Origin of the sequence: Roseburia hominis A2-183, from assembly GCF_000225345.1 — a bacterium.
Classification (GTDB): Bacteria; Bacillota; Clostridia; order Lachnospirales; family Lachnospiraceae; genus Roseburia; species Roseburia hominis.
Genome location: NC_015977.1, coordinates 3,409,139 through 3,424,666 on the forward strand (window position 1 = coordinate 3,409,139; position 15,528 = coordinate 3,424,666).

Consider the following 15,528-nt stretch of genomic DNA (forward strand, 5'->3'; position numbering starts at 1 on the left):
TGCCGCAGAAAAAATAACAGACTTCACATAACATTCAGATAACCGTCACATTACTCCCCGGACTGATAGACAATCTCTCCGTTTATGATGGTATATAATATCCGCGCGTCAACCGAAAACGGGGTGCCTTTTAGCAAAACAAAATCTGCATCCTTCCCTTCTTCAATGCTTCCGACACGATCTTCGGCGCCGATATGCCTTGCCGCCTGAATGGTAATTGCCCGCAGCGCATCAAACTCACGCATGCCGTTGTAGATTGCCCGCCCTGCGCAGAGCGGCAGATAGCGCTCCTCGATGACCGGCGAATCGGTGATGATCGACACCTCGCAGCCGGCATCCGCCAGAATTGCAGGCGTCTCAAATCCCTTGTTCTTCAACTCGTACTTCGTCGCATGACCGAAGGACGGACCGACCGCCACCGGAAAATGCTCCGCACCCAATTCCTTTGCGATCAGCGCGCCGTCCGTCACGTGATCGAGCCTTAACCCCAGATGGAACTCCTTTGCAATGCGGATTGCCGTGCAGATATCGTCCGCCCGGTGTGCATGCGCTTTCAGCGGTATCTCCCCGCGGATGACCGGCAGCATTGCTTCCAGTTTTGCATCGTAGGCTGGCATTTTGCTGATGTCCACCTGCCCCTCCCCGCTGCCGCGGTTGATCTCATTCCAGCTTGTCTCACAGCCTGCCTCCCGCAGCTTTTTATCGTAGATGATCGTCTTCTGCAGCACTTCCCGCAGTTTTGCCGCCACAGACATGCGCGAATAGACGCCTTTTTCCTTATAACAGTTCTTCGGATTCTCTCCGAATGCAATTTTCATGGCTGATTTTTCCCGGACAATCATGTCGTCCACGCGGTTTCCATACGTTTTGATGATGCAGAAGGTTCCTCCGATCACATTGGAGCTTCCCGGTCCTGTCGACACGCAGGTAACGCCTCCCTCCCTTGCCATGCGGAAAGTCTCATCCTGCGGGTTGATCGCATCTATCGCCGAGAGCTGCGGTGTCATCGGATCGCCAAGCTCATTGAAGTCCTGCCCCGCAAAACCGACCGCATAACCGTCGAGCCCCAGATGGCAGTGTGCATCCACAAACCCGGGATAGACATCGATCCCCATCGCATCAATGACAGCCGCTTCATTGATGACTTTGCCCTCCAGCACAGGCGCAATCTTTTTTATTTTTCCGTCCTCAATCAAAATATCCGCCACAAATGCCTCCTCGTCGACGGCATTATGGATCGTTCCCTGTTTTAACAATAAATACTGACTCATCGCAATCCTCCTGTGTTATTCTTTCCCTGCTCTGTCCTTAATTTTTTCTTGCATTTTATAGTTATCCTGTTATAATACAACTAAGAAATGAGTTTTTCGACCGTACAGCTATTGCTCAAGCGGCTCGCTCGTTTCTTTTTTTATTCTCAGAATATCGTATAAATACATTTTTCCATCTTCATCATGGCGTATTAAAATCCTTGCGCCAAAGATATTATATCTGCACAAATTTCCCTCATCGTTGTATACAGGTATTGCAAAACGTGTATCATAACGATACCATCCATATTTTGCATCTGCCACATGTTTTTCCTCGTAATTAGGCGCAAATGTTTTACCGGCGGCAATTTTTATCATTGGTTCTACAATCTGAGATGCATTTGCATGCCGATTTGCACCTTTTAGGCTTTTCGTATCTTTGGAATGCGTATATTCATCCGGAAAATCTTTCCCGATATAAATCTCATCGGATGTTTCTAAAATCTGCACGCAGCTTCCAACATATTCCTTTAAACACTGTTCCACTGTATTCCAGTCAATATTCCTTCTGCTTTTAAATCGTAAATCATTGATAATGACAACTTTATTTCCTTCCGCATCTTCCACAATGTCATAGTGATTTCTTATCTCATTCCTCGCATTGTCTGTATCTATACTTCTCGTATAGTATGCCAGCATCCTTGGAATATATTCTGGCGGGATCCTTCTACCTGTCTCCCACTCCTCCATCGTCCTGAGCGGAATACCAAATTTTTGACAAAACTCTTTTCTGTTTAACCCTGTCCGGCTGCGTATTTCTTTTACTGTCTCACTTGTTTCCATACCAGCATCCCCTTCTGCCAAGTCCTCATTGCGTGGTTTTCTTTTAATTTAGCACAACCGCTCTTTCCTGTCTATATTTATATATACAAAAACCACCGGGGCGGCACGCTATTGCATGCCGCCCCGGGGATTTTTGTATATGGGTATATCATCAAATAATATTAAGAAGAAACCTTATTTATGCCACGTTCTTCTTCAGAACGCCTAACAGTACCGCAGATACCACAGATCCGATCGCCAGTGCCACCAGATACATGAATGGATTACCGACGGTCGGGAATACGAAGATTCCGCCGTGCGGTGCCATCAGAGTACAGTTAAATGCCATGGAAAGTGCTCCTGCGACTGCCGATCCTACCACACAGGATGGAAGTACATGTAACGGGTCAGAAGCTGCAAACGGGATAGCACCCTCTGTGATAAAGGAAAGTCCCATTATAAAGTTTGTCGGTCCTGCCTTTCTCTCCTCTGCGGTGAACTTGTTCTTGAATACTAATGTTGCAATAGCGATTGCGATTGGCGGAACCATACCGCCGACCATAACTGCTGCCATGATGTTATAGTTTCCGGCTGCGATGGATGCTGTACCGAATACATAAGCTGCCTTGTTGACTGGACCGCCCATATCCACAGACATCATACCGCCGAGCAGTGCACCCAGCAGAATTGCACTTGCGCCGTTTAATCCATTGAGTCCGTTGTTGATCAGAGTGTTTAATGCTCCGATTGGCGGCTCAACCACGTAAGTCATAATCACACCTGTAATAAAAATACCAAGCACCGGATAGATCAGCATCGGCTTCATGCCTTCCAGGCTTTCCGGCATCTTTGAGCAGATCTTCTTGAGCAGAAGCACTACATAGCCTGCCAGGAAACCGGCTACCAGAGCTCCGAGGAAACCGGAAGTTCCGTTTGCCGCGATCGCTCCGCCGACAAAACCAACAGCAAGACCAGGTCGGTCTGCAATACTCATTGCGATAAACCCGGCAAGAATCGGAAGCATAAATCCGAATGCCGCGCCACCTATTGACTTAAACATTGCTGCCACTGGTGTAATCGTACCGAAGTTACTTCTCTGATCCATCGGAAGAGAATTCAGATCTACGGAAAATCCATCGATCAGGAATGCCAGTGCGATCAGGATACCACCGCCGACAACGAATGGGAGCATATGGGATACACCGTTCATCAGATGCTTATAAATCTGATGTCCGACGCTGTCCTTCTCATTATCGTTTCTATTTGCCGCTTCTTTATTGGATGCGTGGTATGTAGCCGCATCTCCATTGATTGCTCTCTTAATCAGTTCCTCAGCCTTGCTGATACCGTCTGCAACCTTGCACTCAATGACAGGTTTGCCATCAAAACGCTCCATCGGAACCTGTGTATCGGCAGCCACGATAATGCAATCCGCCTCGGCAATCTCCGCTCTGGTCAGCACATTCTTGGCGCCGCCGGAACCTCTGGTCTCAACCTTGATGCGGTATCCTAACTCTGCTGCTTTCTTCTCAAGGCTCTCTGCTGCCATATACGTATGCGCGATACCGGTCGGGCATCCTGTTACTGCAAGGATCAGCCTGCCGCCCTTTGTCTCTGTCTTTGCCGGTGCCTCTTTGGCTTCTTCCACATCCTTTGCACTCTCAGCCACATCAATGACATGTAAAAACTCTTCCACGCTCTTTGCATTCCGAAGATCATTTGTGAACTTCTCATCCATCAGCAGTACAGAAAGTTTGCTTAATACGTCCAGATGCACATTGTCTTTGGTGTTCGGCGCAGCGATCAAAAAGATCAGGTCTGCCTTCTCACCGTCCAGCGACTGGAAATCCACACCGCCTGCAACACGCATTGCCGCAAGTCCCGGTGCCTTTACAACATCTGATTTGCAGTGAGGAATCGCAATCCCTTCACCAATACCGGTTGTGCCCTCTTCCTCTCTTGCGTATACCCCTTTTCGATAAGTCTCGACGTCGCCAATCTTACCACTTCTCGCCATCAGATCCACTGCGTGATCGAGGGCTTCTTTTTTGCTTGCAGCTTTTGCATTCAGGTCAATGCTCTCTACTGCTAACAATTCCCTGATTCTCATGATTCTTCCTCCTCCATAATGTTAAATGGTTTCTATTTAATCTGCGCACATTTTATAATTCTCATTTGCCGCAAAATTAAAACAAGTTTTGGTTCTTCTCCAGCAGATCAAGTACCTCTGCCTTTGTTGCAAGCTCTTCAGAAAAAGCGGATGCACTTCCTGTACATACCCCCATCTGAAATGCCTTGTCATAGGTTCCATGCTCCAAATATCCTGCAAGAAAGCCTGCCACCATGGAATCGCCGGCTCCGACAGAATTGATCAGCTTTCCCTCCGGTGCCTCTGCCTGATACACCGATCCGTCCTCGGCAACAAGTACCGCTCCGTCTCCTGCCATCGAAATAAGCACGTTTCTGGCCCCCCTCTCCTGCAGTTTCTTCGCGTAAGTCACAACATCCTCTTTCTCGCAGATCTCCACGCCAAAAATCTCTCCCAGTTCGTGATTGTTCGGTTTAATTAAAAACGGGTGGAACGGAAGTACATTTACCAGAAGATCTCTCGTGGCATCCACCACAATTTTTAAATTCCTGCCCTGCAGATGCTTCATGATATCCATGTACATCGTCTGCGGCATCACATCCGGAATACTTCCCGCCATGACAAGTATGTCGCCATCCTTCAGTGCATCCAGCTTTTCATATAATTTATCAATATCAGAAGCAGCGATCGCCGGCCCCTGTCCGTTAATCTCGCTCTCCTGCTCTGACCGGAGCTTGACATTGATCCGCGTCATTCCCTTATCTACCGGGATAAATTCAGCATGAATTCCCTTATCAGCCACCAGCCGCTTCAGCTCCATGCCGGTAAATCCCGCATAAAAGCCAAGTGCTGTATTCTCAAAGCCAAGGTTCTTCAACACCATGGATACGTTGATTCCTTTTCCACCGGGGAAAATAATCTCTTCCGTGGTGCGGTTAACCACCCCGCAGGTAAACTTCGGAACAGTCACAATGTAATCTAAAGATGGATTAAATGTTAACGTATAAATCATTACCCAAGATCTCCTCTCACTCGACTTTAATGATATTGGAACAATCCTTGTATATTTCCTGTTTTAACTCTGTCGTAATCACAGTCGCTTTCTCAAACGGTGCGAACGTCACGCTCGATATCTGGGAAAACTTGCTCTCATCCGCCAGAATGTAACAGTCTCTGCAATTCTCCATGGATTTCCGTTTTACCATCGCCTCTTTTAACTCCGGTGTGGAAAATCCCCTCTGCAGGCTGACACCATTGGCTCCCCAGAAGCCTTTCGTAAAATTGTATTTATCCAGTGTAAAAACGGCTTCCTCACCGACGATAGCCTCTGTCACCGCCTTGAACTCACCGCCCAGGATATAGACCTTGCATCCATGCTCCGCCAGCTTTTTCGCATGGCCGATGGCGTTCGTCACAAACACCGCCTGACGGTTTGCAATGTAATCAATCATCCGTTCCGTTGTCGTACCTGCATCGATATAAACAAAATCTTCGGCAGTAATCAGTCCCGCCGCATAGCGTGCGATCTTATCCTTTGCCTCCCGGTTCTGCTCCTTGCGGTGAACCACTTCATCATCGATGGTACTGTAGACCGTATTCTTTAAAATCGCTCCGCCGTGTACCTTGACAAGCTGGCCGTTTGCATCCAGCGTATTCAGGTCTCTTCGCACAGTGGATTCAGAAGCGTCAAGTTCCGTCATCAGCTGCTGAACCGTCACACTCCCCATACGTTCCAGTATGGACAAAATCTTTGCAAATCTTTCCTCTGTCAGCATAATTTATTCTCCGTTTTCCGTCATATTCGTTCAAAATCGTTCATCTCTATAGTTGCATTATATTTCCGTTTCCAGTCACAGTCAATCATTTTCCGTCAAAATCGTTCACAAAAATCGTCATCGAAATTTGTATAAAACACACAAATAAAAAGAAGGCTGACTTCTTCACGAAATCATCCTTCCTCACAAAATTAGTATCTCATATTGCTCTCTCATAGCGGCGGATCGCCTCCCGGATCTCCTCCTCCGTCACCCGCACAAGTTCCGTGTTGCGCGTCCGGTATTCGCGCATCACATCAAACGGACGGTTCGCCAGATAACACCGCAGCGCCATCAGCACCGCACTGTGCGTCACGACAAGCACGTCGTCCTTCTCGTGCGCCAGAGTCTGTTCCAGCGCAGCCAGCGTACGCCGCAACACCTCGTTATAGCACTCTCCTCCCGGCGTATGGCAGAACCTCCTGTGGGTATCCCAGATGTGATGCCGCTCTGCTTCCGTCTCCCTTATCTCATCCCAGTTCCTGCCTTCCCAGTCTCCCAGATCCATCTCTCGCAGATCCCAGAGCCGGATGCAGTCGATGCCCAGCGCCTCCGCGGAAAAACGGGCTGTCTCTGCCGCCCGAAGCTGCGGCGACGTGTAGACTCTGTCCAGATGAAGCTCCCCGTTTCGCTGCTTCTCTAAGAGTGTCTCTGCGAGCCGCTTCGCCTGCTGTATTCCCTTCTCATCCAGCGGAATGTCCGTCGTTCCCTGTATCTTCTTTTTTACATTCCATTCCGTCTCGCCATGGCGTGTAAAGTAAAAATTCATATGCCTCTCCATTCATGGTGCCTGCATGGTTTTTACCGTTTCCACCCTAAGTATATACCAGGACCGATATCTTTTCCAAGAGCAAATACACACAAAAAACGGAAAGTCCGGTTTCCCTGACTTTCCGTTTTTATTATCTGGCAATATCGATACGCACCAGCGCCTTGCGCAGCGCAAACTCGGCACGCTTGACATCAATCGCCTCTGTCCGATTGGCAAGACGCTCCTCAGCGCGTGCTTTTGCCGCCTCCGCTCTCGCCTTGTCGATCTCGTTCGGCCACTCAGCAATCTCTGCAAGAAGTGTTACCTTTTCCGGCAGGATCTCTGCAAACCCGGAATGAACCGCAGCAATGATATCCTCCTCGCCCTGCTTGTGGATCGTTACAACCCCCGGCGCAAGAACCGTTGTGAGAGGAATATGCCGCGCATACACTCCAAGCTCTCCGGCAGCCGTATTAAATTCGATCATCGTCGCCGTTCCCGTGAAAAAGACACGATCCGGCGTAATGATCTCCACGTCAAATACTTTGTTCTCGTCTGCCATAGCTTATCCTCATTTCCGCTACTGTGCGTTGTTATACTTTTCGCGCACTTCATCAATGGTTCCTGCATTTAAGAAGTAACTCTCCGGAATGTCATCATGCTTTCCTTCCAGAATCTCCTTGAATCCGCGAACCGTCTCCGTGATCGGAACGTATTTTCCTTCCAGACCGGTGAACTGTGTTGCAACAGAGAACGGCTGGGATAAAAATCTCTGAATCTTTCTGGCACGGTTTACGACAAGCTTATCGTCCTCAGACAACTCATCCATACCCAAGATTGCGATAATGTCCTGCAATTCCTTGTACTTCTGTAAAATCTCCTGCACACCGCGCGCCACCTCAAAATGCTCCTGACCCACGATACGCGGATCCAGAATACGCGACGTAGATCCAAGCGGATCCACTGCAGGGTAAATACCAAGCTCTACGATCGAACGATCCAGAACCGTCGTTGCATCCAGATGTGCGAATGTCGTCGCCGGTGCCGGATCCGTAAGATCATCCGCCGGTACATAGACTGCCTGTACGGATGTGATGGAACCGTTCTTCGTGGATGTAATACGCTCCTGGAGCGCACCCATCTCCGTCTGTAACGTCGGCTGATAGCCAACGGCAGAAGGCATACGTCCTAAGAGTGCGGACACCTCGGAACCTGCCTGTGTAAAACGGAAAATGTTGTCGATGAAAAGGAGGACATCCTTTCCACCTTTGTCACGGAAATACTCTGCCATGGTAAGTCCCGTAAGCGCCACCCGCATACGCGCTCCCGGCGGCTCGTTCATCTGTCCGAACACCATGGTCGTCTTATCGATAACGCCGGATTCCTTCATCTCGTAGTAGAGATCGTTACCCTCACGGGTACGCTCACCTACACCGGTGAATACGGAATATCCGCCATGCTCTGTCGCTATGTTGTGGATCAGCTCCTGGATCAATACCGTCTTGCCTACTCCTGCACCGCCGAAAAGTCCGATCTTACCACCCTTCTGATACGGGCAGAGAAGATCTACGACCTTGATACCGGTCTCAAGCATTTCCTGCGACGTTGCCTGATCCTCGAATGCCGGTGCCGGTCTGTGGATCGGCCAGTGCTCGACATCCTTCGGCGCGTCGATCTCATCGATCGGATTACCCAGAACGTTGAACATGCGTCCGAGCGTATTCTCTCCGACCGGCACGCTGATCGGTCCGCCCGTGGCGATTGCCTCCATACCGCGCACAAGTCCGTCCGTCGGTCCCATGGCGATACATCTGACCGTATCATCACCCAGATGCTGGGAAGCCTCAACGACAAGCTCACCACCGTTCTTTAACGGAACGCGGATTGCATCGTTGATCTCCGGCAGCGCGCCTTCCGGAAACTTGATATCCAGAACGGCACCAATAATCTGGGTAATCTTACCCGGGCAATCCTGACTGCCTCTATTATTTGCCATCGCTATTTCTCCTTGTCTGTTATTTTCTATCACCAAATCCTGCTATGCAGCTTCGCGCTTCCACCGCCATCCGGCGCCGGAACTTTTTGCACTGCTGCCTCCTAGGATATCGCAGAAGCTCCCGCAATAATCTCCGTGAGTTCCTGCGTAATAGAGCCCTGACGTGCTCTATTGAATTTGAGTGTCAGATCACTGATCATATCTTCCGCATTGCTGGTCGCAGAATCCATCGCCTGCATTCTGGCTCCGTTCTCACTCGCAACCGCCTCCACCAGCGCCCCGTAAAACAGGCTGGTGACATACTTCGGAATGATCATATCCAGCGCTTCTTCCTCGTTCGGCTCGTAATTCATGAGCACCTTCTCATCCGCCGCTCCCCGCATCTCGTCCTCGTCGAACTCCACCGGAAGAAGCTTGATGAGCTTCGGCTCATGGCTCACCGTATTCTTAAAATGCGTATACGCAAGATAGATCTCTCCGATCTCTCCGTCCGTATAGGCTTTTAAAATCTGTTTACAGAGCTCCGCCGCATCCTCATAGGACGGGGACTCCATAATCGAAGATCCATCTGCTGCAATCTCATAGCCCTTTCGCTCCAGAGCTTCTCTTCCCTTATTACCGATGGCGTAGACTTTCGCATTCTCTGTCGTGATGTCCTCGCTTCCGGTCACCAGCTTTACAATGTTGGAGTTGTAACCTCCGGCAAGTCCACGGTTGGAAGTAATGACCACAACCGCTTTTTTGTCACTCTCACCCTTCTTGAGATACGGGTGATTGATCGTGCCGGACTTCGCCAGCATGGAAGTCACTGTCCGGTACATATACTGGAAATACGGGTTCGTCTGCTCTGCACGGTTCTTGGCTTTCTGCAGCTTCACGGTAGACACCAGCTTCATGGCTTTTGTGATCTGCTGTGTACTCTGTATACTGCTCTTACGTCTCTTTATGTCTCTCATCGAGGCCATAATACGCACACCGCCTTTCTGCCGTCTACTTTGTGAACTCTGCCTTGCACTCTGTGATTGCCTTTATGAGCTTCGCTTCTGTCTCTTCGCTGATTACCTTCTCAGTGCGGATTGCTTCCGGAACCTCCGGATATTTCGTATCCACATACTCGAACAGTGCCTTCTCAAACGGAAGGATGTCCGCAACCGGAATATCCATCAGATATTTGTTGGTTGCCGCGTAGATAATCATAACCTGCTTCTCAACCGGCATCGGCTGATACTGCGGCTGCTTTAAGATCTCCTTGATGCGCTCGCCCTGCGTCAGCTTCTCCGTCGTATCCGCATCCAGCTCGGAACCGAACTGTGCGAAAGCTGCAAGCTCTCTGTACTGTGCCAGCTCGGTACGGATCGGCGCCGCGATCTTCTTCATTGCCTTGATCTGCGCAGAACCGCCTACTCGTGAAACGGAAAGACCTGCGTTGATAGCCGGCCGGAAACCTGCGTTAAACATCTCTGTCTCAAGATAGATCTGACCGTCCGTGATGGAGATCACGTTGGTCGGGATATAGGCAGATACATCGCCCGCCTGCGTCTCGATAATCGGAAGCGCGGTCAGGGAACCGCCGCCCAGCTTATCGGAAAGTCTTGCTGCACGCTCAAGAAGTCTTGAGTGTAAGTAGAAGACATCTCCCGGATATGCCTCACGTCCTGGTGGTCTCTTGAGGAGCAAGGAGAGTGTACGGTATGCCGCTGCGTGCTTACTTAAATCATCGTACACAACGAGAACATCCTGTCCGTTCTCCATCCATTCCTCACCGATCGCACATCCGGCGTACGGTGCAATATACTGTAACGGTGCAAGCTCACTCGCCGTCGATGCAACGATGGTCGTGTAAGACATAGCGCCGAATTCTTCGAGGGTCTTAACGATCGATGCAACTGTTGATGCCTTCTGTCCAATGGCAACATAGATACACTTTACGTTCTGTCCCTTCTGATTGATGATGGTATCGAGCGCGATTGCTGTCTTTCCGGTCTGACGGTCTCCGATGATCAGCTCTCGCTGTCCTCTTCCGATCGGAACCATGGAATCGATTGCCTTGATACCGGTCTGTAACGGTGTGTCTACGGATTTTCTGGAGATAACTCCCGATGCCACACGTTCGATCTGACGATATTTCGATGTCTGAATCGGTCCTTTGCCGTCAATCGGCTGTCCCAATGCATTTACGACACGGCCTAACATGGCATCGCCAACCGGGACCTCAACCACACGCCCCGTTGTCTTTACCGTATCTCCCTCGTTGATGTTCTTCTGGGAACCGAGAAGTACGGCACCCACATTGTCCTCCTCGAGGTTCAATACCATTCCGTATACTTCGCCCGGGAACTCCAAAAGTTCTCCCTGCATTGCATTGTCAAGACCGTGAATACGTGCGATTCCATCAGCCACCTGAATTACGGTGCCAACGTCAGCTACTTCCAACTGCGCTGCATACCGTTTGATCTGTTCTTTGATGACGGAACTTATTTCTTCTGGTTTTAAATTCATGGAGCGCATTCACCTGCTTTCAACTGTATTTTGGATAATTCGCGCGTCAGATCGTACAACTTTGTCCTGACCGTTGAGTCAACGACACGATCGCCAATGCGAATCATCATTCCGCCTATGATCGCGGAATCCACTTCATAATGCATTTCAAATGTTACATACTTTGTGGTCTCTAATAAGCGTTTCACCACTGCTGCCTTCTGCGCATCCGATAATTCCATTGCAGTCGTCACATATGCAGTCCCGATACTCTTATATTCTTTGACCTGATCATCAAAATACGCCAAAACCTTCCCGATCTGTGCAAAATGATCCTTTTCCACAATCATGCGCAAAAGTCCCACCAGTTCTGCACACACCTCGTCGGTAAAAATCGATTCGATGATCTTTACTTTTTCTTCTTTTACGATCTTCGGGTGACGCATCAGCGCGAAAAGCTCCGGATTTTCCTCCAGCGCGGTCTGCATGGCTCTGGTCTGCTCCCAGATCTCATCCAGCCTGCCGCTCTCCACTGCGACCTCGAACAGTGCATCACCGTATACCTTTGATACTAGCTTTGCCATGTCGAATCACCCATTTCCTTTAATGTCTCTTCCACAAGCGCATCCTGTACCGACGCATCGATATTTGCCGCAACCACTTTTGCAGCCATCATGGATGCAACCGTGATCATCTCCTGTTTGACATCATCCATCGCACGCTTCTTGGAAAGCTCTGCTTCCTCGTTCGCTCTCTGGATAATGCGGGCAGCCTCTTCCTTCGCTTCGGACTCGATACGCGCTGCATTCTTCTGCGCCTTCTGTCTGGCCTCACTTAAAATCTGTTCAGCTTCTTTGTCGATGTTCTTCAATCTGGCTTCATAATCCGCCTTCAACGCCGCTGCGTCTTTTTTGTCATTCGCGGCATCCGACAACTCTCCGGCAATCTTTTCCCGTCTGTCGGCAAGCATCTTTCTGACAGGATTAAACAGCAGCTTCGACATCATCATGAACAGGAAAAATACCGCAATCGCCATGAGCACGACATCGTGGAGCAGCTGGAAATCCAGATTAAAGAGTCTGGTCATCTCTTCCAAGGTCCGGCCTCCTTTCCGTTATATTCGTTCTCTCCGTCTCTTCCTATACCAACGGTTTTACGAAAAGCAGGAGCATTGCGATCAAAAGACCATAGAGACCTGTCGTCTCTGCAACCGCCTGGCCAAGTAACATGGTAGACATGATGTCACCCTTTGCACCCGGGTTTCTTCCTACTGCTGCAGCTGCATGTCCTGCTGCGATACCCTGTCCAATACCAGGTCCGATACCGGCGATAACCGCCAGACCTGCACCGATTGCTGAGCATGCTAAAATTAAATCTTCTCCTGTGATATTCATACTGATACCCTCCTAAAATAATCTTTTTGGTTTCGACGTCTATTCCGTCTCATAGTTCTGACTGATGTAAGTCATCGTCAACATACAGAATACGTATGTCTGAATTGCTCCCGAGAACAAATCAAAGTATACATGAAGCGCCGCCGGCCAGATAATCGCTATCTTGCCAAGCAGTCCGTATACAAGCGCCATCATGACCGTTCCTGACAGTACGTTCGCAAACATACGTAAGGAAAGAGAGATCGGTACTGCGATCTCGCTGATCAGGTTGATTGGGAACCAGATCGGCAGCCACGGCGGCAGTGGAGAACACATATCTTTCCAGATCTGCTTAGGCGGCAGATTCTTGAACTGCGTGATATGGATGAGAGCAAATGTGATGAGACCTAACGCCAGCGTTGTGCCGTAGTCGGCAGTCGGCGGTCTCAACCCGAACAAACCGGAAATATTGCTCATAAGTATAAACACAAAAATCGTGCTGATGTAGTTCACGAATTTCGGCGCCGCAACTTTTCCCATTGTTCCATATACCATCGCATCCAGTTTCTCTACCATGATCTCCAGAACATTTTGAAAGCCCTCCGGAATTTCCTTTGCATGTTTCATCGTCCGATTTGCCGCGATCGCCAGCCCCAACATCAGCAGCAGCACAATCAGGATGCAGACATGCGATGTTGTAATCCAGACCGTATGACCAAAGATCTCATAGGAAAAAATCCCATGTATCATGAAGTCAATATTATCGGCACCAGAAGACATCAAAATTGCGTTATTCACAATTTCACCTCCTTATAGAGCTTCATTTTCTCTGCTGTCCGAAGGCACATCACCTCTTCCTCCAAGCTTTGAAATGAATCTATGTGCAAGGGGCTGCAGATACGCTGATATCTTCAATCCCAAAACACCAATAAATGCTGCCGGCAGACTGCCAAGCTCCCACTTCATCATCACGAAAAACACAATGACGACCACCAGATACCTGGTAATGGACCGGGCGATAATCTTCGACCGGGCTTTCGCCTCCCCGTAGATCTCAACCGCATCCCGCAGAACCACCGCCATATTGACCGCCATCCCGCAGGCAAGGGCAATGCCTATGGCAAGTCCGGTAGTAAATCGCAGCTTGTCCGGCACGAACCAGATTCCCGCCAGAAAAACCGCCGCCCCATATACAATAATTCCCAGAACAAGACCGGGCAATGCATCATTTAGTCTTCTCAACATGATCCCGCTTCCCCTCATCTCCCTGTCCGTAGATCTTCTTAGCCATCTTAAATATATTATTAAATCCGGCAAGTGCGCCCATGATAAACAACGGCACTGTTATGATGGGCATTCCGTATTTTTTCCCCAGCCACGCACCGAGCAGCGTGCACATCACGATCGGCACGATCATGTTCAGTCCAAACTGCAGAATCAGTGTCAAAGACTGGAAAACCTTTCGCTGATTTTTCATATAAATCCTCACCGTACCGCAGTCTCTGCTGCAACCATTGCCTATTATTTTTCCCATAACAAATTCTTTTATAAGTATAAAAGATTTGTAAAGAAAAATCAACCGACGCAAAGAAACTGTTTTAAAAATAAATGGATATTCTGGAATTTACTGACAGTCGCCGCCACCCTTAAAAAGGGTGGCTCGGGACGCTGGGTGTAACCCCTTGGTACCCGACAGCGTCTCAAGGCGCCCTAGACTTTCTCTTCGTTCAAGTCACTATTGCACTTGACGCGTTGCTTATGCCCATGAATGGGCGTTTGTACTACTTCGACTTAACCCTTAAAAGGGTCTTCGTACTCCTTCACACTTAATTTATCTTGCATAATATCGTACTTTTCTTGATCTTGAATATACTTTTTTATTGTCGTTTCATTTAATCCTACGGTGCTGACATAATATCCCTCTGACCAGAAATGTCTGTTTCCAAATTTATATTTGAGATTTGCATGTCTGTCAAAAATCATAAGCGCTGACTTTCCCTTTAAATATCCCATAAAACTCGACACGCTCATCTTTGGCGGAATACTTACTAGCATATGAATATGGTCAGGCATGAGATGCCCTTCAATAATCTCCACGCCCTTATATGCACATAACTGTTTCAGAATATCACGTATATCCTCTTTTAATTGATTATAAATAATTTTTCGTCTATACTTAGGAGTAAATACAATATGGTATTTACACATCCATTTTGTATGGGCGAGATCATTAGACTTATTCGCCATAAAACACCTTTCCTTTCTTGCAATAGTGACTGAACAACTCTATTGTAACGGAAAGGTGTTTTTCTGTATAACGATTTGACTCCACCCGCATAGCAGGTGGGTTTTTGCTTCATGCGTACTTCGTTTCTCTGTTGAGAAACTCGTAAACACGCATTCAGCAGGCTAAAGCCTAATGACAAAAAGGAGCCGCCATCTCTGGCGGCTCCAAAAGTCCTTTTTCTACAGCTGAATCGTGACGGTTCTGCCGGTATGTTCGTATTTCTGTATATCCACCCCTGCGGCAGAGAGCATCTTCCGCGACGCGATGGTTGACGGCGTCCCGTTATACTTGTCGCTGTCGTAAACCAGCCGCTTGATGCCTGCCTGGATGATTGCCTTGGCACATTCGTTGCACGGAAACAGCGTGACATACATGGTCGCGCCCTCAAGGCTTCCCCCGCGGTAATTTAAAATCGCATTCAGTTCGCTGTGCGTCGTATAGAAATACTTGTTCTCAAGCGGTTCGCCCTCGCGCGCCCACGGGAAGTCGTCATCCGAACAGCCCGTCGGAAAGCCATTGTATCCCATGGAAAGAATCTTGTGCTCCTCACTGACAATGCAGGCTCCCACCTGTGTATTCGGATCTTTGGAGCGCATCCCCGACAAGGTCGCAACGCCCATAAAGTATTCATCCCAGCTGATATAATCTGTACGTTTTCCGCTCATGTT

Annotated in this window: 18 protein-coding genes; all 18 read right to left on the bottom strand. The window is 48.9% G+C overall.

The genetic code is table 11. The features are described from left to right. Window positions 1-50: 50 nt before the first annotated feature. On the bottom strand, window positions 51-1,271 hold the full coding sequence (locus RHOM_RS15530; protein WP_014081225.1) for an amidohydrolase: 1,221 nt from the start codon (window positions 1,269-1,271) through the stop codon (window positions 51-53). Window positions 1,272-1,379: 108 nt separating this feature from the next. Beyond that, entirely contained in the window at window positions 1,380-2,093 is a 714-nt protein-coding gene (locus tag RHOM_RS15535) for a helix-turn-helix domain-containing protein (RefSeq protein WP_014081226.1), read from the bottom strand. Window positions 2,094-2,271: 178 nt separating this feature from the next. Next, on the bottom strand, window positions 2,272-4,182 hold the full coding sequence (locus RHOM_RS15540; protein ID WP_014081227.1) for a PTS fructose transporter subunit IIABC: 1,911 nt from the start codon (window positions 4,180-4,182) through the stop codon (window positions 2,272-2,274). Window positions 4,183-4,258: 76 nt separating this feature from the next. Next, entirely contained in the window at window positions 4,259-5,173 is a 915-nt protein-coding gene (gene pfkB / locus RHOM_RS15545; RefSeq protein WP_014081228.1) for a 1-phosphofructokinase, read from the bottom strand. Between the two features lie 16 nt (window positions 5,174-5,189). Beyond that, window positions 5,190-5,936, bottom strand: coding sequence for a DeoR/GlpR family DNA-binding transcription regulator (locus RHOM_RS15550; protein ID WP_014081229.1), 747 nt, complete (start codon window positions 5,934-5,936; stop codon window positions 5,190-5,192). Window positions 5,937-6,135: 199 nt separating this feature from the next. Next, entirely contained in the window at window positions 6,136-6,744 is a 609-nt protein-coding gene (locus tag RHOM_RS15555) for a histidine phosphatase family protein (protein WP_014081230.1), read from the bottom strand. A gap of 133 nt (window positions 6,745-6,877) precedes the next feature. Next, complete coding sequence (gene atpC, locus RHOM_RS15560) at window positions 6,878-7,288, bottom strand: ATP synthase F1 subunit epsilon (RefSeq protein WP_014081231.1); 411 nt, start codon at window positions 7,286-7,288, stop codon at window positions 6,878-6,880. 18 nt (window positions 7,289-7,306) lie between these two features. After that, on the bottom strand, window positions 7,307-8,722 hold the full coding sequence (gene atpD / locus RHOM_RS15565) for a F0F1 ATP synthase subunit beta (RefSeq protein ID WP_014081232.1): 1,416 nt from the start codon (window positions 8,720-8,722) through the stop codon (window positions 7,307-7,309). 101 nt (window positions 8,723-8,823) lie between these two features. Beyond that, on the bottom strand, window positions 8,824-9,687 hold the full coding sequence (gene atpG, locus RHOM_RS15570; protein WP_014081233.1) for an ATP synthase F1 subunit gamma: 864 nt from the start codon (window positions 9,685-9,687) through the stop codon (window positions 8,824-8,826). A gap of 25 nt (window positions 9,688-9,712) precedes the next feature. Further along, a complete protein-coding gene (atpA, locus tag RHOM_RS15575; RefSeq protein WP_014081234.1) occupies window positions 9,713-11,221 on the bottom strand; it encodes a F0F1 ATP synthase subunit alpha in 1,509 nt (502 codons plus the stop codon). Further along, window positions 11,218-11,784: an ATP synthase F1 subunit delta gene (gene atpH / locus RHOM_RS15580; RefSeq protein ID WP_014081235.1), complete on the bottom strand. Its 567-nt coding sequence runs from the start codon at window positions 11,782-11,784 to the stop codon at window positions 11,218-11,220. The genes atpA and atpH overlap by 4 nt, the downstream gene beginning before the upstream one ends. Continuing rightward, window positions 11,772-12,287 (bottom strand): F0F1 ATP synthase subunit B, encoded by a 516-nt coding sequence (atpF, locus tag RHOM_RS15585; RefSeq protein ID WP_044025102.1) that lies wholly within the window; start codon window positions 12,285-12,287, stop codon window positions 11,772-11,774. Before atpF ends, atpH begins: the two co-directional genes overlap by 13 nt. A gap of 52 nt (window positions 12,288-12,339) precedes the next feature. Beyond that, window positions 12,340-12,594, bottom strand: coding sequence for an ATP synthase F0 subunit C (gene atpE / locus RHOM_RS15590; RefSeq protein ID WP_014081237.1), 255 nt, complete (start codon window positions 12,592-12,594; stop codon window positions 12,340-12,342). Window positions 12,595-12,633: 39 nt separating this feature from the next. Beyond that, window positions 12,634-13,353, bottom strand: a complete 720-nt coding sequence (gene atpB, locus RHOM_RS15595) for a F0F1 ATP synthase subunit A (protein WP_044024716.1) — start codon at window positions 13,351-13,353, stop codon at window positions 12,634-12,636. A gap of 30 nt (window positions 13,354-13,383) precedes the next feature. After that, window positions 13,384-13,818 (bottom strand): hypothetical protein, encoded by a 435-nt coding sequence (locus RHOM_RS15600; protein ID WP_014081239.1) that lies wholly within the window; start codon window positions 13,816-13,818, stop codon window positions 13,384-13,386. Then, complete coding sequence (locus RHOM_RS15605) at window positions 13,799-14,050, bottom strand: AtpZ/AtpI family protein (protein ID WP_014081240.1); 252 nt, start codon at window positions 14,048-14,050, stop codon at window positions 13,799-13,801. The genes RHOM_RS15600 and RHOM_RS15605 overlap by 20 nt, the downstream gene beginning before the upstream one ends. A 314-nt stretch (window positions 14,051-14,364) precedes the next feature. Further along, complete coding sequence (tnpA, locus tag RHOM_RS15610) at window positions 14,365-14,820, bottom strand: IS200/IS605 family transposase (protein WP_014079995.1); 456 nt, start codon at window positions 14,818-14,820, stop codon at window positions 14,365-14,367. A gap of 219 nt (window positions 14,821-15,039) precedes the next feature. Further along, window positions 15,040-15,525 (bottom strand): deoxycytidylate deaminase, encoded by a 486-nt coding sequence (locus RHOM_RS15615; protein ID WP_014081241.1) that lies wholly within the window; start codon window positions 15,523-15,525, stop codon window positions 15,040-15,042. Between the last annotated feature and the right edge of the window lie 3 nt (window positions 15,526-15,528).

Coding starts and splice junctions, on each gene's coding strand:
- RHOM_RS15530 (WP_014081225.1), bottom strand. CDS start 1,271: ATGAGTCAGTATTTATTGTTAAAACAGGGAACGATCCATAATGCCGTC.
- RHOM_RS15535 (WP_014081226.1), bottom strand. CDS start 2,093: ATGGAAACAAGTGAGACAGTAAAAGAAATACGCAGCCGGACAGGGTTA.
- RHOM_RS15540 (WP_014081227.1), bottom strand. CDS start 4,182: ATGAGAATCAGGGAATTGTTAGCAGTAGAGAGCATTGACCTGAATGCA.
- pfkB (WP_014081228.1), bottom strand. CDS start 5,173: ATGATTTATACGTTAACATTTAATCCATCTTTAGATTACATTGTGACT.
- RHOM_RS15550 (WP_014081229.1), bottom strand. CDS start 5,936: ATGCTGACAGAGGAAAGATTTGCAAAGATTTTGTCCATACTGGAACGT.
- RHOM_RS15555 (WP_014081230.1), bottom strand. CDS start 6,744: ATGAATTTTTACTTTACACGCCATGGCGAGACGGAATGGAATGTAAAA.
- atpC (WP_014081231.1), bottom strand. CDS start 7,288: ATGGCAGACGAGAACAAAGTATTTGACGTGGAGATCATTACGCCGGAT.
- atpD (WP_014081232.1), bottom strand. CDS start 8,722: ATGGCAAATAATAGAGGCAGTCAGGATTGCCCGGGTAAGATTACCCAG.
- atpG (WP_014081233.1), bottom strand. CDS start 9,687: ATGGCCTCGATGAGAGACATAAAGAGACGTAAGAGCAGTATACAGAGT.
- atpA (WP_014081234.1), bottom strand. CDS start 11,221: ATGAATTTAAAACCAGAAGAAATAAGTTCCGTCATCAAAGAACAGATC.
- atpH (WP_014081235.1), bottom strand. CDS start 11,784: ATGGCAAAGCTAGTATCAAAGGTATACGGTGATGCACTGTTCGAGGTC.
- atpF (WP_044025102.1), bottom strand. CDS start 12,287: ATGACCAGACTCTTTAATCTGGATTTCCAGCTGCTCCACGATGTCGTG.
- atpE (WP_014081237.1), bottom strand. CDS start 12,594: ATGAATATCACAGGAGAAGATTTAATTTTAGCATGCTCAGCAATCGGT.
- atpB (WP_044024716.1), bottom strand. CDS start 13,353: ATGTCTTCTGGTGCCGATAATATTGACTTCATGATACATGGGATTTTT.
- RHOM_RS15600 (WP_014081239.1), bottom strand. CDS start 13,818: ATGTTGAGAAGACTAAATGATGCATTGCCCGGTCTTGTTCTGGGAATT.
- RHOM_RS15605 (WP_014081240.1), bottom strand. CDS start 14,050: ATGAAAAATCAGCGAAAGGTTTTCCAGTCTTTGACACTGATTCTGCAG.
- tnpA (WP_014079995.1), bottom strand. CDS start 14,820: ATGGCGAATAAGTCTAATGATCTCGCCCATACAAAATGGATGTGTAAA.
- RHOM_RS15615 (WP_014081241.1), bottom strand. CDS start 15,525: ATGAGCGGAAAACGTACAGATTATATCAGCTGGGATGAATACTTTATG.